This is a genomic window from Nocardia rhizosphaerihabitans (assembly GCF_014646295.1).
In the GTDB taxonomy this organism is placed as follows: Bacteria; Actinomycetota; Actinomycetes; order Mycobacteriales; family Mycobacteriaceae; genus Nocardia; species Nocardia rhizosphaerihabitans.
In genome coordinates this window covers 35,453-56,696 of the sequence record NZ_BMNE01000004.1, presented here as the reverse complement: position 1 = coordinate 56,696, position 21,244 = coordinate 35,453, and the positions used below count along the sequence as shown (strand labels likewise).

Genomic DNA, 21,244 nt, shown 5'->3' with positions numbered 1-21,244 from the left:
AATTTCGCTCCGACCCGCGCGAACCTTAGGTCGGTTGATGATCGATAAGACCGGAAACGACGAACTGCCCGACGCGAGCGCCGGACAGTCGACGAACGGGCGCGGCGACATGGTCGAAGCGTTCACCCAGGCATGGGGTTCCACGGCCGGGCAGCCGCCCGATATCGCCGAATTCCTGCCCGACGCGCGGACCCTGCGCAGGCAGGCGCTACACGAACTGATCCGCATCGATCTGCGCAATCGCTGGCTGCACCACACCGGCACCGACGTCACCCGCAAGCGCCTCGCCCACTACTGCGCCGAGTTCCCCGAACTCGATCCGGCGACGCTGCCGCCCGGGCTGGTGTTCGAGGAGTTCGTGATCCGCAGGCACAGCGGTGAACGTGTCGACCCACGCGACTGCCTGCGCGAATATCCGAATCAGGCGCCGAGCCTGCGCGCGCTGCTCAACGCCGACGAGCTCGAGCAGAGCACCCATCGCACCGACGACCCCGATCCGACGGTGAACCAACCACCCGACCCGACTCGTACTACCCAGGTGACCACGCCCGAGCTCGACCTCACCGTGACAGCGACCGCGGCGGCGATCGCCGCCGCGACAGCCGCCGCGTCGGCGCCTGGCGCGTTCGAGCCACTGGACCGGATCGAAATCGGCCAGCGCATAGGCGATTTCGAGCTGCTGACCGGGCTCGGCACCGGCGCCTTCGCGCGGGTCTTCCTGGCCAGGCAGACCTCGATGCAGCGCCTGGTCGCGGTGAAGATCTCCGCCGACCGCGGCACCGAACCGCAGACCCTGGCCCAGCTCGACCACGACTACATCGTGCGGGTCTTCGATCAGCAGTTGCTCGACACCGACGACACCGCGCCCTCGGCCGCCCGCCGCCTGCGCCTGCTCTACATGCAGTTCCTGCCCGGCGGCACCCTGCTCGGACTCCTGCGCTGGGTGCGCGCGACCCCACCCACGGAACGCAGCGGCAAACTCCTGCTCGACGCGGTGGACGCGGCCATGGAGGAGAAGGGTGAGATCCGCCCGACCGATTCGAGCGTGCGCGCCGAACTCGCCGAGCTGACCTGGCCGGAGACCGTCGCCTGGCTGGGCAGGCGGCTCGCCGAGGCGCTCGAATACGCGGCGACCCACGGCGTGCTGCACCGCGACGTGAAACCGGCCAATGTCCTGCTGACCGCGGAGGGCGTGCCCAAGCTGGCCGACTTCAACATCAGCTTCAGCCGGACCGTCGCCGGGACCAGCCCCGTCGCGTACTTCGGCGGTTCGCTGTCGTACATGTCCCCCGAGCAGCTCGAGGCCTGCCATTCCGGTCTCGGCCGGACCGCCGCCGACCTCGACACCAGGGCCGACATCTACTCGCTCGGCGTCCTCCTGTGGGAGCTGCTGACCGGCGCGAAGCCGTTCGACGACAGCACCGCAGAGGCCGCGGGCCGCGGCGACGAGACCACTCTCGAGGCGATGCTGGAACGACGCACCAGCGGCGTCGACCCCGTCGCACTCGACCGGGTGCCCGAGAACTGCCCGTCCGCGCTGCGGCGGGTCCTGCTGACCTGCCTCGAACCCGACCGCGCGCGCCGCTGGCCCGACGGCGCGGTCCTGGCCAAACAGTTCGACCTGTGCCTGGACGAACGCGCCCGCGACCTGGTCGACCCGCCGCCGAAGAGCTGGCGGCTGCAGCTGCGCCGGTTCCCGCTGCTGATGATGGTGATCGCCATCGGCATCCCGAACGCCCTCGCGTCCTGGTACAACATCGTCCACAATCAGACGCTGGTCGTGAGCAGGCTCAGCGAGACCGCGCAGCAATCGTTCGTGGTGATCACCGCCGGGGTAAACCTCGTGTTCTTCCCGGTCGGCACGGTGCTACTCATCTACCTGGCCCGGTTCATCCTGTCGGTGCCACGCGGCATGCGCCACGGCAGGCGATACGATCCGGCGACGCTACGCCGAGCCAGACACGACACCCTGCGGATCGGCGACCAGGCGGTGATCGTCGCGTTCTCGCTGTGGACCATTTCCGGCATCACCTTCCCGATCGCCCTGCGCCTGGCCGCGGGCGACGTCCCCGCCCGCGCCGTCATCCACTTCTTCGCCTCGCTGCTGGTCTGCGGCGCGATCGCGGTCGCCTACCCGTTCTTCCTGGTCAGCTTCTACATGGTCCGCTGCATCTATCCGATCTTCCTGCGGCACGGCGAGATCAGCGCCGACGACAGCGCCTGGCTGCGCGCGCTGAGCCGCCGCTGCACCTGGTACCTCGCGGTCGCCGCCTCGGTGCCCCTGCTCGCGGTGGCGGGCGTGACCTTCCTGCCGCCCGGTGACATCCCCGAGGTGATCGTCGCCGTCCGGGTCCTGTGTGTCGGCGGCATCGTCGCCTTCGTCGGCTCCTACGTGCTGTTCCGCGCCCTCGAAGCCGACCTGGCCGCGCTGGATCGGGTCGTCAGCTGACCCGATGAACCCCGCGGCTGGGTGCAGCCGTACCACCGGTGTGAGCTCCACACGCACCGCCGAGGTGACCAGGCCTGCGCTCGACCGCACCGCCGCCGCGCATCCGACCGATCGCCGTGGGCTCGACCGGATCGAGGTCGGCACGCGAATCGGTGATTTCGAGCTGCTCACCGAGCTCGGCGCCGGCGCGTTCGCCCGGGTCTTCCTGGCCAGGCAGCGGTCGATGCAGCGACTGGTCGCGGTCAAGATCTCCGCCGACAGCGGCAGCGAGCCACAGACCCTGGCCCAGCTCGACCACGACTACATCGTGCGCGTGTTCGACCAACAGGTGCTCGACACCCCCGCCGACGGCTCGCCCCGGCTGCGGATGCTGTACATGCAGTTCCTGCCCGGCGGGACGCTGCTCGACGTGCTGCGCTGGGTCCGCGCGACGCCGCCCGAGGAGCGCACCAGCAGCCTGCTGCTCGACGCCGTCGACGCGGCCATGAAGGAGAAGGGCGAGATCCGCCCGACGGACTCGGCGATGCGCGCCCAGATCGCCGGTCTGAGCTGGCCGGAAACCGTCGCGTGGCTGGGCGCCAGGCTGGCGTCCGCCTTGCAGCACGCGGCGGGCCACGGCGTGCTGCACCGCGATGTGAAACCGGCCAACGTCCTGCTCACCGCCGAGGGCGTGCCCAAGCTCGCCGACTTCAACATCAGCTTCAACCGTTCGGCGGGCACCAGCCCGGTGTCGTATTTCGGCGGCTCGCTCGCGTACATGTCCCCGGAACAGCTCGAAGCCTGCCATCCGGGTCGCGACCGCAGCGCCGCCGAGCTCGACACCCGCGCCGACATCTACTCGCTCGGCGTCCTGCTGTGGGAACTGCTGACCGGCGCGAAACCCTTCGACGACACCACCGTGCCCGACGACGACCTGCACCCTGAACTCGCGCTGGACGCGGCCCTGGCCCGCCGCAACGCGGGCGTGGACGTCGGCCAGGTGCCCGCCGACTGCCCGGCCGCCTTGCAGCGGATCCTGCTGACGTGCCTGGCCGCCGACCGCGCCGACCGGTGGGCCGACGGCGCGATGCTGGCCGCGCAACTCGACCTGTGCCTGGACGAGCACGCCCGCGACCTCACCGACCCACCACCGGACAGCTGGCGAATCCGGTTGCAGCCGTATGTGTTCGCGCTGCTGGCGCTGTCGATCGCGATCCCGAACGTGCTGGCCGCCTATTACCAGCGTCAGCTGAACACGACGCTCATCCACAGCAGGCTCGACCCGGACACCCGCGCCACCCAGCGCGCCGTCGCCGACATCACCAACCTGATCTTCTTCTCCGCAGGCGGGGCGACGCTGATCTTCCTCGGCAGAAGACTGCTGACCATTCCCCACCAGTTACGCACCGGTCGGCACTGTGATCCCGAGACGCTCGACCGGGCCCGCCAGGACTGCCTGCGACTCGGCAACCGGGCCGTCGCGGTGGTGTTCGTGCTGTGGATGGCGGCCGGGGTGATCTACGCGGTCACCATCGGGTTGGCCGACCACGATCTGCCCGCGCGCACGGCACTGCATCTGCTGCTGGTGTCGGCGATCTGCGCCGCCATCGCCATGACGTACCCGTACTTCCTGATCACCCTGTACCTGGTGCGCTGCGTCTATCCGATGTTCCTGCACCACGGCCAGGATTTCCGCAGCGACGGCACATCGCTGACCGTGCTGGCAGGCCGGTGCCGCCGCTACCTGGTGGTCGCGGCGTCCATCCCGCTGCTCGTCGTCGCCAGCGCGACGTTTCTGCCGGTCGCGGACCTGCTGACGACGCTCACCCCGCTCCGCACGATCTGTGTGGGCGGGATGATCGGTTTCGTCATCTCCTACATCCTGTTCCGGATCATCGAATCCGATATCCGGGCGCTACTGCGCGTGACCGGATCGCGAACACCGGGTCAGGAGTAGACCTTCGGGTCGAGGGTGCCGATGTAGGGCAGGTCGCGGTAGCGCTCGGCGTAGTCGAGGCCGTAGCCGACGACGAATTCGTTCGGGATGTCGAAGCCGACGTGCGCGACCTCGACGGGGGTGCGCAGCGCGTCGGGCTTGCGCAGCAGGGTGACCACTTCCAGCGAGGCCGGGTTGCGGGTGGCCAGGTTGCGCAGCAGCCAGGACAGGGTCAGACCGGAGTCGATGATGTCCTCGACGATCAGCACATTGCGACCCGCGATGTCCTTGTCCAGGTCCTTCATGATGCGCACGACGCCCGAGGACGAGGTGGACGAGCCGTAGGACGACACGGCCATGAACTCGAGCTGGGTCGGGATCGGCAGCGCCCTGGCGAAGTCGGTCATGAAGAAGATCGCGCCCTTGAGGACACCGATCAGCAGGAGGTCGCCCTCGGGCGCATCGGATGGGTACCGCTTGGCGACGAGCTCGGCCAGCTCTTCGATCTTGGCCTTGATCTGGTCTTCGGTGATCAGCACCGATGCGATGTCGTCTCCGTACACGGAAGTGGGTGTCCCTTCGGTGGTTATGTGGCATCGTTTCGCGGCTGCACGCGTACCGTCAGCGTGCCATGCTCGCGCGTCACGACCAACCTGTGGTCCCTCCCACCGCCGGCCACCGCGACCCCACCCTGCCCGCGCCAATTGCTCACGAGCTCGTCGATCGCTTGTAAATGGGCGTTCAGCAAGCCGCTCACGCCCTGTTCGGCGAGCCAGGCCCTGATCGTTCTGCGCCGCAGCGCCGGGGCGGCAGTGGCCAGAATCTCGACCGACACTGCCGGTCGATCACTGTCGCCGGGGCCACTGGCACCCGCGCTCGCCGCCCGCAGCAGGTCGGCGGTGAGCGCGTCGAGCACCTCGCCATCGGCGCGAAGTTGATCCGCGGTCCGCGCCAGCGCCTGCGCCACACCGCCCCCGAGCACGTCCTCGAGCAGCGGCAGCACTTCGGTCCGCACCCGCACCCTGGTGTACGCGGGGTCGAGGTTGTGCGGGTCGTCCCACGGTTCGACACCGAGGTCGGCGCACATCTGCACCGTCTCCGCCCGCCGGACACCTAGCAACGGCCGCCCCCAGGGCGGATTCCACGCCGTCATCCCGTGAATAGACCGCCCACCCGACCCCCGTGCCAACCCGAGCAACACGGTCTCGGCCTGATCGTCGAGCGTGTGCCCGAGCAGCACCGGCCGACCCGCGCGCACCGATTCCAGCGCCGCGTACCTGGCCGCCCGCGCCGCCGCCTCGATCCCGCCTTCCCGCCCGACCTCGACCGGCAGCACCTGCGCTTCCACACAGCCCAGCGCGAGCGCCTGCTCAGCCGCCCGCTCGGCCACCTCCCCCGACCCGTCCTGCAACCGGTGATCCACCACGACAGCCGTCACGTCCCCGGCCTCGACGACAGCAGCGGCGACCAACGCCAGCGAATCAGCTCCCCCGGACAACCCGACCACAGCCGGCATCCGCCCACCCCGCGCCGCAACCCACTCCCGCACCCCTCGCCGCACGGCCAAAACAGCCGAGGTCTCAGGCAGCCGCGGTTTCATGCTGTTCCGCCTCTCCGCGTATTCAGGCCAGGCCGCCTGCCTGCCAGAGTTGCGTCGGCGGCTGGCAGTGATCGGGATGGGCACGTTTGCCCGTACCCGGTGAGTTACCCATGTGCGCGCGTCGATGTCCGTTGTTCAGTGCGGCTATAACACTCGCGCGATCCACCGGTCCGGGTCGTCTATCTCGTCGAGCCTCGGCAGGGTCTCCGCGTCGGTCCACACCGTGTTGAACTCCGCGACCCCGACCCGGTCGACAACAGCGTCGACGAACTTCTTCCCCCGCACATACTGCGCGACCTTCGCGTCCACCCCGAGCAGCGCCCGCAGCAACCGCTGGATCGGATTGGTCGGCTTCTTCCTGCGCTGGTCGAAGGCGGCGCGGATGTCGGCGACGGTCGGCACAACGGCGGGCCCGACGGCGTCCATGACGTGGTCGGCGTGGCCTTCGAGCAGGGTGCCGAGCATGAGCAGCCGGTCGAGGGCCTGGCGCTGCGGCGGGGCCTGGGCGGCGCGCAGCAGGCCGACGATCCCGCGGCTGTTGGGGTCGTCGGCGGTGTCGCCGTTGCGCCGGGACCGCACCTCGGCGATCAGCCTGCTGAGCATCTCGCTCATCGGCTCCTCGCCGACCTCGCTGAGGATGTCGACATTGGTGCGCATGTAATCGGTCAGCCACGGCGCCGAGGAGAACTGCACCCGGTGGGTCACCTCGTGCAGGCAAACCCACAGCCGGAAGTCGGACGAATCGACGCCGAGCGCCCGCTCGACGCTGAGGATATTGGGCGCGACCAGCAGCAACGTGCCGTCTTCGCCGGTGAACGGGTCGTACTGGCCGAGGATTGCGGTGGACAGGAACGCCAGCATGGTCCCGGCTTGTAACCCGGCGGGCTTCCCGACCAGTCCGCCGGGCACGGTGGTGGTGTCGGTGCCGGTGAGCACGGCCATCGAGTCGGCGGCGGCGGCGATCCAGCCGGGCCGGTCGACGATCCTGGCCTCGGGCACGGGCCGGTCGTCGAGCAGTCCGCTGACCTCACGCACCGGCCCTTCGGCCCGCACCGAGGCGGTGGCGAGCTCGGCTACGACTTGTTCGGCGGTCTGCCGCGAAGTGCGCGGCCCTGCGGGCGCCAGCACCGCGCCGGTGCGGGCGGCGAGCCGCCAGTCCACCGCGCCGCTGAATCCGGAGGTCGTGCGCCCGGTCTTGTCATCGGTCATCGCCACCCGCTCTCAGGAGCATCCGCAGTTGCGCAGGGTGCCCGCGACCGCGTCGAGCGCGGGCCTGCTGACCTCCGGCAGTCGGTCGTTGGACATCAGCGCGAAGGTCAGTACCCGTCCGTCACGGTCGAGCACATACCCGACCAACGCGCTCGCGACGCTCAGAGTTCCGGTCTTGGCGCGCACCCAGCCCGCGCCCGCCCGGTTCTGGGTGACGAAGCGCGGCGCCAGCGTCCCGGTGCCGCCCGCGACGGGAAGGTCGTCCAGCAGCGGTGCGAGAGCCGCTGCGCGCGGGTCGCTTTCGGGCCTGGCCTGGGTGCCCGCTGGCACCATCGCGGCATCGCCGCTTGGCTTGGCCGCGGTCGCGATGATGCTGTCGAGCAGGCGCGGCGGCACCCGGTCGTCGACCGAGAGGCCGCTGTTGTCGGCCAGCTGCAAGCCGGCGATGTCGAACCCGGCGGAGGTCAGCGCCGCCGAGGTCGCCGCGACCGCACCGGCGAAGGAGGCTTCGCGCCCGGTCGCCACGGCCAGCTCCCGCCCGATCGTCTCGGCGAGCACATTGTCGGAGTAGATCATCATGTCGTGCAGGCGAACTCGCAGCGGCGCCGATTCCACCCTGGCGAGCTCGGCGCCGTTCTTGGCGGCCTGCCCGACCCGCACCGCGGCGGGGTCGACGCCGAGTTCGGCGGCCAGCGCACGCCCTGCTTCCAGCGCGGGGGTCGAGGTGCGCGGTGAGTAGTCGGCCGACGAATCGAAGCGTCCACCGTCGAGCATGATCGGTTCGATCGGGGTGATCGAGCCCTCCGGGATGTCGATCGGGTCCCAGCCGGCGGCCATGGTCGGCCCGGTGTAGGCGGAGGTGTCGACGACGATCGCGTTCACCTGCCTGCCGGAGGCCTTGACCTGCGCGGCCAGATCCGCGATCCGGGCGCCGTCGGTGTAGTAGCCGCCGTCGGCCCTGGTGGTCAGCGTCGGATCCCCACCGGCGACGAGCACCAGCTCCCCCGGCGCACCGGCGACGATCCTGGTCGGCACCCGCTGATCGTCGGGCAGCGTGAGCAGCGCGGCGGCGACCAGCATGACCTTGGCCGTCGAGGACGGGATCATCGCCTTGGTGGAATCCTGGCTCCACAGCACCGTCCCGCTGGTCGGATCGGTCACCTGCCCTGCGAAAGCGCCGAGATCGGGACTACCGACCACCGGAGCCAGCGCGGCGGCGATCCCGGCCGCCGTCGGCGCCGGCGCGTCGGACCTGGCAGGCGTCACCTGCGCGGCGGCCGCCTGACCCCGCGGCGGCTCGGCGATGGTCAGCCCCCCGTGCCGGAATTCCGGTGACCACGGTTTCGCGATCACCGCGAACCCACCCGCGATCATCAGCACCGCGACAACCACCGCGGACAGCCAGATCCACAGCGACGATCGCCCACCCCGCGATCCCGTTTCCCCGGTGTTTCGATCGATCACGACCGTCGGTGCTTCGTTGGCATAGGGCGGATGACCCGTTCCGCGCTGATCCATCAGGCCACCCGGCCGGCCGGAATCTCGAACCTTGACATCACGCCTCACCGATCCTCGACTGTCTCGCCCGACACGCCTCGACTGCGCGCTGAGCCGCCTGCCGCACCGGTGTTCCAGCACACCACACTATCCTCGTTGCGCAACGGTTCCCCAGAACGATCTGGCGATTCGGCTACAGATGCACTCGAACGAGCAAGGAGATGGCGTGGAGTTCGACGTCACCATCGAGATCCCCAAGGGTTCTCGGAACAAGTACGAGGTCGATCACGAGAGCGGCCGGGTCAAGCTCGACCGGTACCTGTACACCTCCATGGGCTACCCGGCCGACTACGGCTTCATCGAGAACACCCTCGGCGAGGACGGCGATCCGCTGGACGCGCTGGTGCTGCTGCCCGAGTCGGTGTTCCCCGGCGTCATCGTCGAGGCCCGCCCGGTCGGCGTGTACCGCATGACCGACGAGGCAGGCGGCGACGACAAGGTGCTGTGTGTGCCTGCGGGCGACCCCCGCTGGGATCACATCCAGGACCTGGCCGACGTCTCGGAGTTCGAGCTGTCCGCGATCAAGCACTTCTTCGAGCGCTACAAGGACCTCGAGCCGGGCAAGTTCGTCCAGGGTTCGGAGTGGCTGGACCGCGCCGAGGCCGAGAAGATCATCGACGAGTCCTTCGCCCGCCTGAAGGAATCCGGCCACTGAGCTGACGGTGCACGAAAAACGGGAAGCCCGAACCAGGTTCGGGCTTCCCGTTTTCGTTGGGCTGCGGTGGCTCAGTACCAGATGTACAGGTCCCAGCCGTCCCAGGCCTCGGTGCACTCCCAGTAATAGCCGCCGGTGTAGGGCGACTCGCCGTCGGCGCGACAGGCGGTCAGCGTGGCGTAGGTGCCGTAGTACGTGCCGGCCGGACCGGCGGCGGCATTGCCCGCGGCGACCGTCGACACCCCGGCGACGGTCGCGACGGCCAGCAGTCCGGCGGCGATGGTGGATTTGATGCGCATGTCGTGTGCTCCTTTGTGCTCGATTTCTCTCGTCTTGAACGGTATTGGCGCACCGACGCCGAAACAGCCACCCCTAGGGGGACTTTCAGCCCCACCATGGGCGCTTCACCTTCCCCACCCCTGCGGCAGTAGTGCAGGCACCACCTCCGTGTACCGGCGGGCGCGACCACGGATTCGGGCGCGCGCGACATGGGCGGAACCGCTCCGAATTTCTACGCTCGAAACAGTCAGGCACGCATCGTTTCAGCAGGAGGAAAGCGCAGCTCATGACCATTTTTCGCAGTAGGTCCCGCCGCATCGTCGCCGCGGGTGCCTGCGCCGTCGCACTGCTCGCCGTACCCGCGTGCGGCGGGGAGACCGCGACCCCGCCGCAGCCGGGGCCCGAGGTACAGCAGGCCCTGGACGCCTTGGTGCGGGCGGGCTTTCCCGGCGCCCAGGCCGTGATCACCACCCCGGCGGGCGAGCGGACCGTCACCGCGGGCGTCGGCGACATCGCCTCCGGCGCACCGTTCCCCGACGGCGCCTTCGTCCGGATCGGCAGCAACACCAAGAGTTTCGTCGCGACGGTGATCCTGCAACTGGTCGCGGAGGGCAAGGTCGAGCTGGACGCTCCCGTCGAGCGCTACCTGCCCGGTGTCGTGCACGGCAACGGCAACGACGGCAACCGCGTCACCGTGCGTCAGCTGCTCCAGCACACGAGCGGCCTCCCCGACTACCTGCCGAGCGGCGATCCCAGCGCGAAAGAGGATTCCGAGGCCGCCCGCTGGCAGCGCTACACACCGGAGGACCTGGTCGCCATCGCGATGGCGATGCCGCCGCTGTACGAGCCGGGTGCGAAAGCGGTGTACACCAACACCAACTACATCCTGCTCGGCATGCTCATCGAGCGGGTCACCGGCCAGTCCGCCGCCGCCGCGATCAATGCCAGGATCATCGAGCCACTCGGCCTGCGCGACACCTACTTTCCCGCCCCCGGTGACACCGGCCTACGCTCCCCCCACCCGCGCGGGTATGAGAAAACCGATGGCACCCGTATCGATTTCACCTACTTCGACCCCTCCATGGCGGATACCGCCGGAGCGATGATCGCCACCGGCGCCGACCTGAACCGCTTCTTCACCGCCCTGCTGGCCGGGAAACTGCTGCCTGCCGCGCAACTCGACGAGATGCGCCGCACCATTTCGATCGATCGGATGCCCTCGGCCGGTTACGGATTGGGCCTGGTCCAGCACACCGCGCCCTGCGGCGAGCTGATCACCGGCCACGGCGGCAGCATCCCGGGCTTCGGCACCCACACCGGCGTCACCGCCGACGGCGTCGCGGTCACCCTCACGGTGAACGAGCTGCCCGACAGCGAGGAGCAGTCCCAACTCGTCGACCAGGCCTACGACACCATCGTGTGCGCGTCGTGAGGCCCCGACCTCACCTGCCGGGACGCGCGTTGAGATAGGCGAGCACGGCCAGGACCCTGCGGTGCCCCGACTCGTCGGCGGCCAGCCCGAGCTTGGCGAAGATGCTGCGAATGTGTTTGAGCACAGCGCCTTCGGTGACGACCAGGCGTTCGGCGATGGCGGCGTTGGCCTGGCCCTCCGCCATCAGCGCGAGCACTTCCCTTTCTCGCGCGGTGAGGGTCGCCAGCGGGTCGTCGGCGCGGCGGCGGACCAGCAGCTGCGCGATCACCTCCGGGTCCATCGCGGTGCCGCCCGCGGCGACCCGGTGCAGTGATTCGAGGAACCGGTCGACCTTGCCGACCCGCTCCTTGAGCAGATAGCCGACCCCGCCCGCGCCGTCGCCTAGCAGTTCGGCGGCGTAACTGTCCTCCACGTAGGCCGACAGGACGAGCACCGGCAGGCCGGGGTGCACGGTCCTGGCGCTGACCGCGGCGCGCAGGCCGTCATCGGTGAACGTCGGTGGGAGCCGCACATCGACGATCACCGCGTCCGGGCGGTCGGCCGTGACGACGGCGAGGAAGTCCTCGGCATTGTCGACGGCGGCGGCCACCTCGATCCCGGCGGTCTTCAGCAGCAGGACGAGACCCTCCCGCAGGAGGGCGTCGTCCTCGGCGATCACGACCCGCACGGCAACTCCACCCGCACCAGAGTAGGCCCACCGTCCGGGCTGCTCAGCGTCATCCGGCCGTCGAGCGCCTCGGCTCTGCGGCGGATACCGGCGAGCCCGCCGCCGTCGGTCACGGCCGCCCCGCCGACACCGTCGTCGCGGATCTCGACCGTGAGCAGGTCGGGCGCTCCGCCCAGTTCGATCGACAGAGTCTCGGCGGCAGAATGCTTGGTGGCATTGGTGATGGCCTCGGCGATGACGAAGTAGGCCGCCGCCTCCACCGCCATCGGCCTGCGGGTGCTGCCGTTCAGCTCGACCACGCACGGGATCGGGCTGCGCGCGGCCAGCGCGGAGACGGCACTGGCCAGGCCGCGATCGGACAGAACCGGCGGATAGACGCTGCGCACCACGTCACGCAGTTCGGCCAGCGCGGCCGATGCCGTGTCCTGCGCGGTGCGCACCATCCGGTCGGCGGCGCCGGGATCGCGCTCGCGCAGTTGTTCGGCCAGTCCGAGCTGCATGATCACCGCGGCGATCCTGGCCTGGGCGCCGTCGTGCAGGTCGCGTTCGATGCGGCGCAGTTCGGCGCCGTGCGCGTCGAGCGCGGCGGCCCTGGTCGTGGTGAGTTCGGCGACCCGGTCGGCCAGCATCGCGTGCTCGTCCGGGGCGAGCAGCGCACGGGCCACCCGGGCCTGGGCATTCGCCGCCGCGGGCGAGCGCACGACGAGCGCGCCGTAGACGAGGCCGAGCAGCGCGCTCAGTACGGCCGTCGGCCAGGAGTCGACGGTCAATCCGTTGCTCGCGGGCATCCCGTCCGGCGCCGTCCACCACAGCGCCGCGGTCAGCAGTTGCTGCACCGCACTCAGCGGCAGGGCCACCGTCAGCGCGGCCACCGGTAGCCCGATCACACCGTGCAGGACGAGCCAGGCGAGGTCGCGCCGGTTCGCCGGGTCGGCCGCCAGGGTCGCGAGCTGCTCCCGCAGGTCACCCGTCAGCGGACGGTAGGCCTGCGTGATCGGCGCGCCGAGCCGCTTGCCCGCCCTGCGGCGTTCCAGGGTGAGCAGCGGGCGAATCAGCTTCACCGCCTCCGGGAGCGCGGGTATCCCGATCCCGATCAGGCTCGCCGCCGCGACGATCGCCAGCGCGACCACGGCGAACAGCGAAGCCAGGCCGGTCAGCCCGCCGACCATCAGGTAGCCGACAGCGGCAGGTAGCCGACGCAGCCACCGACCCGCTCCGCCGTTGTCGATGGGACTCACGCGTCGATCATGCCCGGCCGCCCGCGTCCGGGTGGTTCTCGCGCCGGTCCACGTCCGGACCACTCGACTGCGCCGCGGTGTCGACCAGCGCACCGACACCGTCCGCCGCCTTCGCATCGCCCGCCGCCTGGATTCCGCCCTGCATGCGCAGCGGAACCTCCTTCCAGAACAGCACGAGGAGCAGCGCGAGCAGCGCCACCGCGGTGGCGACCAGGAACACCGTCGACATCGAGTCGGCGAAACCGACCTGGAACGGCTTGGCCAGCGTCGGATCCAGCTGCTGGATGATCGAGCTGTCCTGCAGCACCGCACCGGCGGCCGACGTGTCTTGTGCCAGCAGCCCCTTGGCCAGGGCCGCGTCGGCCGGGTTCGTGCTCTGCGCACCGGCGACAACGGCCTGCTGATAGGTGGGGTCGGCGGCCGATTGCTGCAGCTGCTCGGTGATGTTCGGGGTGAGCAGCGAGAACAGGATCGACAGGAAGACCGCGGCGCCGAGGGTGCCGCCGATCTGCCGGAAGAACGTGGCCGACGCGGTGGACACGCCCATGTCCTTGGGCGGCAGCGCGTTCTGCAAGGCCAGCGTGAGCGGCTGCATCAGGTTGCCGAGGCCGAAGCCGGTCAGCGCCATGAAGATCATCGCCAGCCACAGCGGGCTGTCGGCGTCGAGCAGGTGCAGCAGGAAAAGCCCGAGGGTCAGCGTGGCCGCGCCGATCACCGGATACACCCGGTAGCGCCCGGTTTTCGAGATCAACCGGCCCGACACGATCGAACCGATCATCAGCCCGAGCACCATCGGCAGCATCTGCAGACCGGCCTCGGTGGGGCCCGCGCCCCGCACGACCTGCAGGTACTGCGGCAGCAGCAGCATGCCGCCGAACATCGCGGCGCCGACGACGAACGAGATCACCACGCCCAGCGCGAACGTCCCGTTCGAGAAGATGCGCAGCGGGATCAGCGCGGCGTCACCCATGTACTTCTCGACCACGACGAAGCCGGCGAGGCCGAGCGCGCCGATGACATAACAGAGCACCGATCCGGTACTGCTCCAACCCCATTCACGCCCCTGCTCGGCGACGATCAGCAGCGGAACCAACCCGACCGCGAGGACGACAGCGCCCGCGAAGTCGATGCGATGGGTGGCGTGCGGCTTGCGCGGCAGGTGCAGCACCCTGGTCACCACGACCAGCGCGAGCAGGCCCAGCGGCACGTTCACCAGGAACACCCAGCGCCAGCCGGTGATGCCGAGAATGGTGTCCTGCCCGGCGAGCAGACCACCCAGCACCGGCCCGAGCACGCTCGAAATACCGAACACGGCAAGGAAATAACCCTGGTAGCGGGCGCGTTCCCGCGGGCCGATGATGTCGCCCATGATGGCCAGCGCCAGCGACATCAACCCGCCCGCGCCCAGACCCTGGAACGCGCGGAAGGCCGCGAGATGGTACATCGAGGTGGCCAGCGTGCACAGCAGCGAGCCGATGATGAACAGCCCGATCGCGGTGAGGAAGAACGGCTTCCGGCCGAACATGTCCGAGAGCTTGCCGTAGAGCGGCGTGCTGATCGTGGCGGTGATGAGGTAGGCCGTCGTCGCCCACGCCTGCAGCGAATAGCCGTGCAGGTCGTCGGCGATGGTGCGGATGGAGGTCGACACGATCGTCTGATCGAGCGAGGCCAGCAGCATGCCGAGCATGAGGCCGGACAGGATGGTCAGGATCTGGCGGTGGGTGAAACCGGCGGGTGATTCCACCGGGGCCGCGGTTGTCGTCACGAATCGTTCTCCATCGCGGTAGAGCTCAGTGCGGGCGAGCGGGACAGCAGGGTCGGGCGGGCCGCGTCGTAGTCGTCGACGAAGCGGGCCAGCAGCGCGGCGAAGGTCGCGCGGTCGGCGTCCGACCAGTCCTCGGTGACGATGGCGACGGACTCCCGGCGGCGGGTCCTGATCCGTTCGGCGGTCTCGCGGCCGTAGTCGGTCACCTGGAGGACGGTGGCGCGGCCGTCGTCGGGATCGGCGGCGCGCACCACCAGCCCCCGGTCCACCAGCTGCGCGACCTGCCTGCTCACCGTCGACGCGTCCGAGTGCACCGCATCGGCAAGGGCGCCAGAACGCATCGGCCCGTCACAGACCAGCCGGAACAGCACGACGAAGCCCGCCGGGTCGATGCCGGAGCGGTCCTTGAGCTGGGCCAGCGACCGGTCGCGCAGGCGATGCAGCCGGACGAGCTGGAGCGCGATCGTGTCGATCGCGGGCTCGTTCTCAGTCACCAGGGATTCACCTTTACTTGCATCAATCAATTAGTTGTGTGATGCAAGTATGTAGACAGAACGGTCGCCGGGGCAACCGTTTGAACTGCCTTTACTCGCCCTTGAACTCCGGGGCGCGCTTCTGGAACACCGCCGTGATCGCCTCGGTGAGGTCCTTCGACGGCAGGAACGCCGCGTTCCAGGTCGACACGTAGCGCAGGCCGTCGGCCACCGCGGGAGCGGTCCGGTGCTCGAGCACGTCCTTGATGCCCTGCACCACCAGCGGCGGGTTGTCGGCGATCTCGCGGGCCATCGCGTGCGCGGCGGCGACCACGGCCTCCTGATCGGCGAAGACCTCGTTGACCAGGCCCATCCGCTCGGCGCGGGCCGCGTCGATGTCCTTGGCGGTGAACGCCAGCTCGCGCAGGTTGCCCTCACCGATGATGCCGGGCAGGCGCTGCAGCGAACCGATGTCGGCGACGATCGCCACCTTCGCCTCACGCAGGCTGAACTTGGCGTCCTCGCTGGCCAGGCGGATATCGGCGGCGGCGATCAGATCCAGGCCACCACCGATGCACCAGCCCGAAACCGCGGCGATCACCGGCTTGGTGCACTCGGCGACCGCGGTCACCGAGTCCTGCATGCCGCGGACGACCTTGAGGAACTCGGTGCGCGGCGCGGCCTTGGCGTCGTCGGCCAGCACGGGAGCGAGCATGCCGCCCATCGCCGCCAGGTCGAGCCCGAACGAGAAATGCTTGCCCGCGCCGGTGAGCACCACCGCACGCACCTGCGGGTCGGCGTCGAGCTCGCGGAAGATCTCCGGCAACTCGCGCCAGAAATCGGGTCCCATCGCATTGCCCTTACCCGGCCCGGTCAGCGTGACCTGGGCAACGTGGTCGGCGATCTCGACGGTGAAGGCCTGCCAATCAGTCATGCGCCGATTATTGCCCGACGGCCAACAACACCAGCCCGCACCCCCGACCTCGCGGAGGGGCCGCCGCACAGCGGCGGTTCGCGGCCGTCCCGTCGGTCAGGTGCCGTTGCGTAGGCGACGAAGGAGCAAGCAACGGTGCCTGACCGGCGGGACAGGAGGGGCCGCGAACTCGAGCACGCCAGTGCTCCAGTTGCACAGTATATTTCCCGCAATCGACCTACTCTGGATCTCATGCGCAGGTCGTCTCTTCCGGCGGTCGCATGCCGCGTCGCCGATACCCTCATCGCCCGCGGGCATCACGGCGTCATCGTTTCCCCCGAGACGCCCGCCCCCACCGCGGCCGATGCCGCCCGGGCCATGGGCGCCCACCCCACCGCGATCACCACCTCCCAGGTCTTCCTCCTCGACAACGACCCCGTCCTGATCCTCGTCGCGGGCCATCACCAGGTCGACCTGACCCGCACCGGCAAACGCATGGAAGGCACCTTGATCCCCGCCCCCACCGCCCTGGTGGAACGCATCACCGGCCAGCCCATAGACGGCACCGCCCCCGTAGGCCACCCGACAAACCTCCCCACCTGGGTCGACACCGCCCTCGCCGCCCACCCCGAGGTCTGGGCCGCAGGCGGCCACCCGAACACGGTGTTCCGCACCAACTTCCGCGAACTCGTCCGCATCACCGCAGGCCTGCCGATCGAGATCGATTGATTCCGCGACGCTTTCGCCGCGGAATCGCTGATCGGTCGGCCGTTCGGGTGATTCAGCTTGCGGCGTCGCCGATTCCGTCGAGGACCTGATCGAGACCGGTTTCGAACTGCCATCGCAGGTCGTCCTTGCGGCCCGCTTCGTGGGCGTAGCGCTGGAAGGTCGGGTAGCGGCCGGTGTCGAGGAGCCACTTCATGTGCGTGGCGAGCCCGGCGCGAGTTTCCGCACCGCTGGTCCAGCCGTGGTCGTCCATGAGGTCGCGGAGACCTATTTCAGCGCTGGTCGCTCCCTGGACATAGGTAAAGACGGTGCGGCAGGCGGCCATCGCGGCATCGAGATCTAGACCCAGGTCGTCGTGGAGTGCGGTGAGTGCCAGTTCCGTCAGTGCCATCCGATGGGGAGTCAGCTCGTACACCATCTGCGGCGCCGACAGCCAGGTGAGCCACGGATGGCGCAGGATCAGGGCGTGAACGGCCAGCGCCAGCTCGCGCAGGGTCGTGCGCCACTCGGTCCCGGCGGGCAGGTCGATCTCGCCGTAGACGAGGTCCACCATCAGTTCCAGCACCTCGTCCTTGTTCGCCAGATGGCGGTAGGCGGCCATCGGGGCGACGCCCAGCTCGGTGGCGAGGCGGCGCATGGTGATGGCGTCGAGCCCGTCGGCATCAGCGACGGCCACAGCCGTCGCGGCAATGCGCTCGGCAGACAGGAATTTGCTTGTTGCGCCGGCGGCCTGCGCCAGCCGTTCCCAGAGGAATGTCACGCCTGACTCTCTCTCGTGTGTACTATGTACACACCATCGGTGTACGTTGTACGCATGAGTATACGTTGTACACACACGCTGTTGACGGCGGGTGCGGCCGGTCCAGTTCTCTTCGTCCTGACCTATCTCGTCAACGGTGCGGTGCAGCCGGACTACGACTCCACGCACGACACCATCAGCACACTCAGCCTTGCCCCGCACGGCTGGATCCAGATCGCGAACTTCGTCGTCTACGGCGTGCTGACCTTGTGCTTCGCCGAGGCACTCCGCCGTTCGTCCGCCATCCGGACCTCGGGATATGTGTCCCTGCTCGTCGCCGGCGCAGGGCTGGTCCTGATCGGGGTTTTCCCCACCGACCCGGCGCTCGGGTTCCCCGCCGGTGAGTCCGACGCCGTCACCGCGATCGGCACGGTGCACAGCATGGGTGCGCTGGTTGTGTTCCTGGCGTTCCCGGTGGCCGCGTTCGCCGCCGCGGGTCGCCCCTTCCGCGGCTGGGACGCCTTCTCGGTCGCCACCGGGGTGCTGTCGCTAGCGGCGGTCGGCGCGTTCTTCGTGGCTTTCGAAGGCGCCGCGGAGGGCGCGGATTCGCCGGCCGGCCTCTACGAACGGCTGCCCACCCTGTTCATCGGGTTGTGGCAGGTCGTGTTCGCGTTGCGCGTGCTCACCGAAGACACGGCCCGCGCGGTCGGCACGCAGCGGGCAGACCGGGCGATGGGCGCGGTTGCGCCGCGGGCGTAGTTTGGGGCGGTGAGTGAAGTGCGACGAACCCCGGCCGACCTGGTCGTCCCCGATGATCTGAGCGGGATCACCGCCGAGCAGTACCGGGAATCGATGCGGCACTATCCGGCCGGGGTCACCGTGGTGACCATCGGCGCCGAGACCGGCCCGGTGGGCTTCACCGCGACGTCGTTCGCCTCCCTGTCCCTGGAACCGCCCCTGGTGTCGTTCAACATCGCCCACACCTCGTCGAGCATCGACGCCCTGCGCGCCGCCGACTCGGTCGTCATCCACTTCCTCGGCGAACACCAGCACCACCTCGCCCACCGCTTCTCCCGCACCGCCGCCGACCGCTTCACCGACCGCTCCCTGTGGACCACCCTCGACACCGGCGAACCAGTCCTGCACGGCACCCCCCTCTGGCTCCGCACCACCCTCCACCAACTCATCGACATCGGCGACCACACCCTCGCGGTAGGCCTGGTCACCCGAGTCCACGACCAAACCCACGAAACCCCGTCCGCCGCCCCCCTCCTCTACTACAACGGCAAATACCACCGCCCCACCGCCCTCGACACCTGATCGGATGGGGCGGCAGGCGACGGCGAGAGCTCAGCCGATGAGGCAGGGAGCGGCGCCTGCGGGGGAATCGGCGGTGAGGGGGCGGGTTTCGGGGGTGGGGTTCCAGAGGCCTTCGGTGGTGGCGTAGGTCCAGGTGGGGCCGGATTCGGTGAGGGTGGCGATGGCGGTGATCAGGCGGTCTACGTCGGTGGCGGTGGTGCCGAGGCCGATGCTGGCGCGGAGGGCGGCGTCCAGGCCGAGGCGGGACAGGAGGGGGTGGGCGCAGAAGCGGCCGTCGCGGATGCCGATGGCGTGTTCGGCGGAGAGGCAGGCGGCTACCTGGCCGGGGGCGTAGCCGGCGACGGTGAAGGCGACGATGCCGACGCAGTCGGGGCTGTCGGACCAGATGCGGACGATGTCGACGCCGGGGATCGCGGACAATCCGTCGCGCAGTCGGTCGGCCAGGAAGCGTTCGTGGGCAACGAGTTCGGTGGGATCGATGGCGGCCAGCGCGTCACAGGCGGCGGCGATGGCGGCCGCGCCCAGCACATTCGGCGATCCCGCCTCGTGCCGCTGCGGCGCCGCGGCCCACTCGACCTGCCCCACACCGACATTGCGCACCGCGCCACCACCGGCCAGGTACGGCGTGCCCGCGTCGAGCCAGTCGCGCTTGCCGACCAGCACACCGGCGCCGAACGGCGCGTACAGCTTGTGCCCGGAAAAGGCGAGATAGTCGATCCCCGTCTCGCGCAGGGAGATCCGGCGATGCGGTGCCAACTGGGCCGCGTCGACGAGAATCCGCGCGCCGCACAGGTGGGCGATGGTGGCCAGCCGCTCCAGCGGCAGCACCTCACCGGTGACATTCGACGCCCCGGTCACCGCGAGCAACGCGGCCGGCTTGCTGCACAATTCGGCGACGACCCGCCGGATCGTCTCCTCGACGGTGTCGGCGGCCTCGACCACCCGACGCCCGTGCGCGGTCCACGGCAGGAAATTCGCGTGATGCTCGATATCGAGCACGACGGTTTCCCCGGGCACACAACCTGCCAGCAGGTTCAGCGAATCGGTGGTGTTGCGGGTGAACACGACGACCTGGTCGTCACACGCGTCGACGAACCGGGCGACCGAGCCACGCGAGGCCTCGTAGCACTCGGTGGAGATCCGCGAGGCGTAGCCAGCGCCGCGATGCACGCTGGCGTAGTACGGCAGCAGCTGCGAAATCCGGTCGGTGACCTGCCGCAACGCCGGCGCGCTCGCCGCGTAGTCGAAGTTGGCATAGGTGCTGCTCCCGCCCTGCACGAGCGGAACCTGCAGGTCGGCACCGGACACGGCGGCCAGGGCACAGGTGGGGTCGATTACTGCGGTCATGACGAAATCCCGTCGGCTCAGGGACTCGTTCCCGAAAAGGGTGCTGCGAGTCCGCGCTTGCCGCGTCCACTGCGGACGGCGGCCTGGTCGTCACCCGGAGCACCCCACCGCGGAGGAGGGTTGCCGACCAGCTAGCCGGGGCTTGTCGCTGGTACTCGTGACCTGTCGACGAGAGTGACAGACGATCCCGCGAGCTGTCAACCACTCCCGAGCCGGCGGGGCGCACCACGCGACAGGAAGCCCCACGCCCGCAACACCATCGGCGGCCCCCCGGTTGCCGCCGAGTTGCCCTTGACGCAAGCATCAGCCAATCATCTACCCACTCCATGGTGGATACCCCAAATGATTGAGTCCCCCCACTATTTGTTAGAGTGGCCGCCATGTCCACGAACACGAACTCCGTCCGCGGCCTGCCGCGCTACCCGGTGTACGCGCTCGGACGGCTCACCAAGGCACTGCACGCCGAGATCGACGTGCCGCTGCGCGATCACTGGGTGCTCACCTTCATCGAGGAGAACGCCGACCTGACGCAGAAGAAGGTCGGCGACGCGCTCGGGATCGACCGCAGCGAAGTCGTCCGCCTGGTCGACGCGCTCGAACGCGCAGGCCTGGTAGAGCGCACTCGCGACGGCAAGGACCGCCGCAAGTACCGGCTGCGGATCACCGATGCCGGGCGCAAACAGTGCAAGCGCACCGACCGCCTCATCGCCGACGCCACCGCGCGGGTGCTGGAGCGGCTCGACGCCGACGAGCAGCGCACGCTGCACCGGCTGGCGCTCACCGCCCTCGGCGAGATCCCGGAATCGCCGTCGTGATCTGCGCCGCGGCACGCCTCGCGCTGCCGTGGCGCCACACCTTCTCCGAGTACCGTTGGCACCTGGTGACCATCCCGTTTGCCCTCCGGTAACCCGACCGTGAAACAACAGACGACACCGATGGGGGTCAACCGATGAGAGGTGG

20 protein-coding genes and 1 riboswitch are annotated in these 21,244 nt (G+C 69.4%); of the genes, 8 read left to right on the top strand and 12 right to left on the bottom strand.

Features of this window, described 5'->3' with window-relative positions:
• Positions 1-37: 37 nt before the first annotated feature.
• Positions 38-2,449, top strand: a complete 2,412-nt coding sequence (locus IEY60_RS17755; protein ID WP_189029627.1) for a protein kinase domain-containing protein — start codon at positions 38-40, stop codon at positions 2,447-2,449.
• Positions 2,450-2,489: 40 nt separating this feature from the next.
• Positions 2,490-4,385, top strand: a complete 1,896-nt coding sequence (locus tag IEY60_RS17750; protein WP_229739920.1) for a serine/threonine-protein kinase — start codon at positions 2,490-2,492, stop codon at positions 4,383-4,385.
• On the opposite strand, the gene hpt is transcribed toward IEY60_RS17750, so the two are convergent.
• The 4 genes from hpt to IEY60_RS17730 all read right to left on the bottom strand — a co-directional run bounded on the left by hpt (position 4,376) and on the right by IEY60_RS17730 (position 8,547).
• Complete coding sequence (gene hpt, locus IEY60_RS17745) at positions 4,376-4,927, bottom strand: hypoxanthine phosphoribosyltransferase (protein WP_189029625.1); 552 nt, start codon at positions 4,925-4,927, stop codon at positions 4,376-4,378. The genes IEY60_RS17750 and hpt overlap by 10 nt on opposite strands.
• A 23-nt stretch (positions 4,928-4,950) precedes the next feature.
• On the bottom strand, positions 4,951-5,964 hold the full coding sequence (gene tilS / locus IEY60_RS17740) for a tRNA lysidine(34) synthetase TilS (RefSeq protein WP_189029623.1): 1,014 nt from the start codon (positions 5,962-5,964) through the stop codon (positions 4,951-4,953).
• A gap of 144 nt (positions 5,965-6,108) precedes the next feature.
• On the bottom strand, positions 6,109-7,173 hold the full coding sequence (locus IEY60_RS17735; RefSeq protein ID WP_189029613.1) for an Rv3626c family coenzyme F420 biosynthesis-associated protein: 1,065 nt from the start codon (positions 7,171-7,173) through the stop codon (positions 6,109-6,111).
• Positions 7,174-7,185: 12 nt separating this feature from the next.
• On the bottom strand, positions 7,186-8,547 hold the full coding sequence (locus IEY60_RS17730; RefSeq protein ID WP_189031166.1) for a D-alanyl-D-alanine carboxypeptidase/D-alanyl-D-alanine-endopeptidase: 1,362 nt from the start codon (positions 8,545-8,547) through the stop codon (positions 7,186-7,188).
• Positions 8,548-8,896: 349 nt separating this feature from the next.
• Here IEY60_RS17730 and IEY60_RS17725 point away from each other — a divergent pair, with 349 nt between their 5' ends.
• The gene (locus IEY60_RS17725; protein WP_189029611.1) at positions 8,897-9,385 is read left to right on the top strand and encodes an inorganic diphosphatase; all 489 of its coding nucleotides are present in this window, start codon (positions 8,897-8,899) and stop codon (positions 9,383-9,385) included.
• A gap of 71 nt (positions 9,386-9,456) precedes the next feature.
• Here IEY60_RS17725 and IEY60_RS17720 read toward each other — a convergent pair whose 3' ends face one another.
• On the bottom strand, positions 9,457-9,684 hold the full coding sequence (locus tag IEY60_RS17720) for a hypothetical protein (RefSeq protein ID WP_189029609.1): 228 nt from the start codon (positions 9,682-9,684) through the stop codon (positions 9,457-9,459).
• 266 nt (positions 9,685-9,950) lie between these two features.
• Between IEY60_RS17720 and IEY60_RS17715 the strand changes: the two genes are divergently transcribed.
• Positions 9,951-11,096 (top strand): serine hydrolase domain-containing protein, encoded by a 1,146-nt coding sequence (locus tag IEY60_RS17715; RefSeq protein WP_189029607.1) that lies wholly within the window; start codon positions 9,951-9,953, stop codon positions 11,094-11,096.
• Between the two features lie 10 nt (positions 11,097-11,106).
• On the opposite strand, the gene IEY60_RS17710 is transcribed toward IEY60_RS17715, so the two are convergent.
• The 5 genes from IEY60_RS17710 to IEY60_RS17690 all read right to left on the bottom strand — a co-directional run bounded on the left by IEY60_RS17710 (position 11,107) and on the right by IEY60_RS17690 (position 16,173).
• Positions 11,107-11,763 carry a response regulator transcription factor gene (locus IEY60_RS17710; RefSeq protein ID WP_189029605.1) on the bottom strand — a complete coding sequence of 219 codons (657 nt, stop codon included), beginning with the start codon at positions 11,761-11,763 and terminating at the stop codon, positions 11,107-11,109.
• The gene (locus IEY60_RS17705; RefSeq protein WP_229739919.1) at positions 11,751-13,001 is read right to left on the bottom strand and encodes a sensor histidine kinase; all 1,251 of its coding nucleotides are present in this window, start codon (positions 12,999-13,001) and stop codon (positions 11,751-11,753) included. The genes IEY60_RS17710 and IEY60_RS17705 overlap by 13 nt, the downstream gene beginning before the upstream one ends.
• Before the next feature lie 7 nt (positions 13,002-13,008).
• Positions 13,009-14,766, bottom strand: a complete 1,758-nt coding sequence (locus IEY60_RS17700; RefSeq protein WP_189029603.1) for an MDR family MFS transporter — start codon at positions 14,764-14,766, stop codon at positions 13,009-13,011.
• Complete coding sequence (locus tag IEY60_RS17695) at positions 14,763-15,260, bottom strand: MarR family winged helix-turn-helix transcriptional regulator (RefSeq protein WP_189029601.1); 498 nt, start codon at positions 15,258-15,260, stop codon at positions 14,763-14,765. Before IEY60_RS17695 ends, IEY60_RS17700 begins: the two co-directional genes overlap by 4 nt.
• Before the next feature lie 91 nt (positions 15,261-15,351).
• Positions 15,352-16,173 (bottom strand): crotonase/enoyl-CoA hydratase family protein, encoded by an 822-nt coding sequence (locus tag IEY60_RS17690; protein WP_189029599.1) that lies wholly within the window; start codon positions 16,171-16,173, stop codon positions 15,352-15,354.
• Positions 16,174-16,404: 231 nt separating this feature from the next.
• Here IEY60_RS17690 and IEY60_RS17685 point away from each other — a divergent pair, with 231 nt between their 5' ends.
• Positions 16,405-16,881: a YbaK/EbsC family protein gene (locus IEY60_RS17685; protein WP_189029597.1), complete on the top strand. Its 477-nt coding sequence runs from the start codon at positions 16,405-16,407 to the stop codon at positions 16,879-16,881.
• Between the two features lie 52 nt (positions 16,882-16,933).
• Here IEY60_RS17685 and IEY60_RS17680 read toward each other — a convergent pair whose 3' ends face one another.
• Positions 16,934-17,638 carry a TetR/AcrR family transcriptional regulator gene (locus IEY60_RS17680; RefSeq protein ID WP_189029595.1) on the bottom strand — a complete coding sequence of 235 codons (705 nt, stop codon included), beginning with the start codon at positions 17,636-17,638 and terminating at the stop codon, positions 16,934-16,936.
• A 54-nt stretch (positions 17,639-17,692) separates the two neighbouring features.
• On the opposite strand from IEY60_RS17680, the gene IEY60_RS17675 reads away from it, so the two are divergent.
• Both IEY60_RS17675 and IEY60_RS17670 read left to right on the top strand, forming a co-directional pair.
• Positions 17,693-18,376, top strand: coding sequence for a DUF998 domain-containing protein (locus IEY60_RS17675; protein WP_189029593.1), 684 nt, complete (start codon positions 17,693-17,695; stop codon positions 18,374-18,376).
• 93 nt (positions 18,377-18,469) lie between these two features.
• Positions 18,470-18,937, top strand: coding sequence for a flavin reductase family protein (locus IEY60_RS17670; protein ID WP_229740012.1), 468 nt, complete (start codon positions 18,470-18,472; stop codon positions 18,935-18,937).
• 30 nt (positions 18,938-18,967) lie between these two features.
• Here the strand turns inward: IEY60_RS17670 and IEY60_RS17665 are convergent, their stop codons facing one another.
• The gene (locus IEY60_RS17665) at positions 18,968-20,284 is read right to left on the bottom strand and encodes an aminotransferase class V-fold PLP-dependent enzyme (protein WP_189029589.1); all 1,317 of its coding nucleotides are present in this window, start codon (positions 20,282-20,284) and stop codon (positions 18,968-18,970) included.
• 48 nt (positions 20,285-20,332) lie between these two features.
• Positions 20,333-20,447, bottom strand: a riboswitch (SAM riboswitch).
• A 217-nt stretch (positions 20,448-20,664) separates the two neighbouring features.
• On the opposite strand from IEY60_RS17665, the gene IEY60_RS17660 reads away from it, so the two are divergent.
• On the top strand, positions 20,665-21,099 hold the full coding sequence (locus tag IEY60_RS17660) for a MarR family winged helix-turn-helix transcriptional regulator (RefSeq protein WP_189029587.1): 435 nt from the start codon (positions 20,665-20,667) through the stop codon (positions 21,097-21,099).
• Positions 21,100-21,244: the final 145 nt, after the last annotated feature.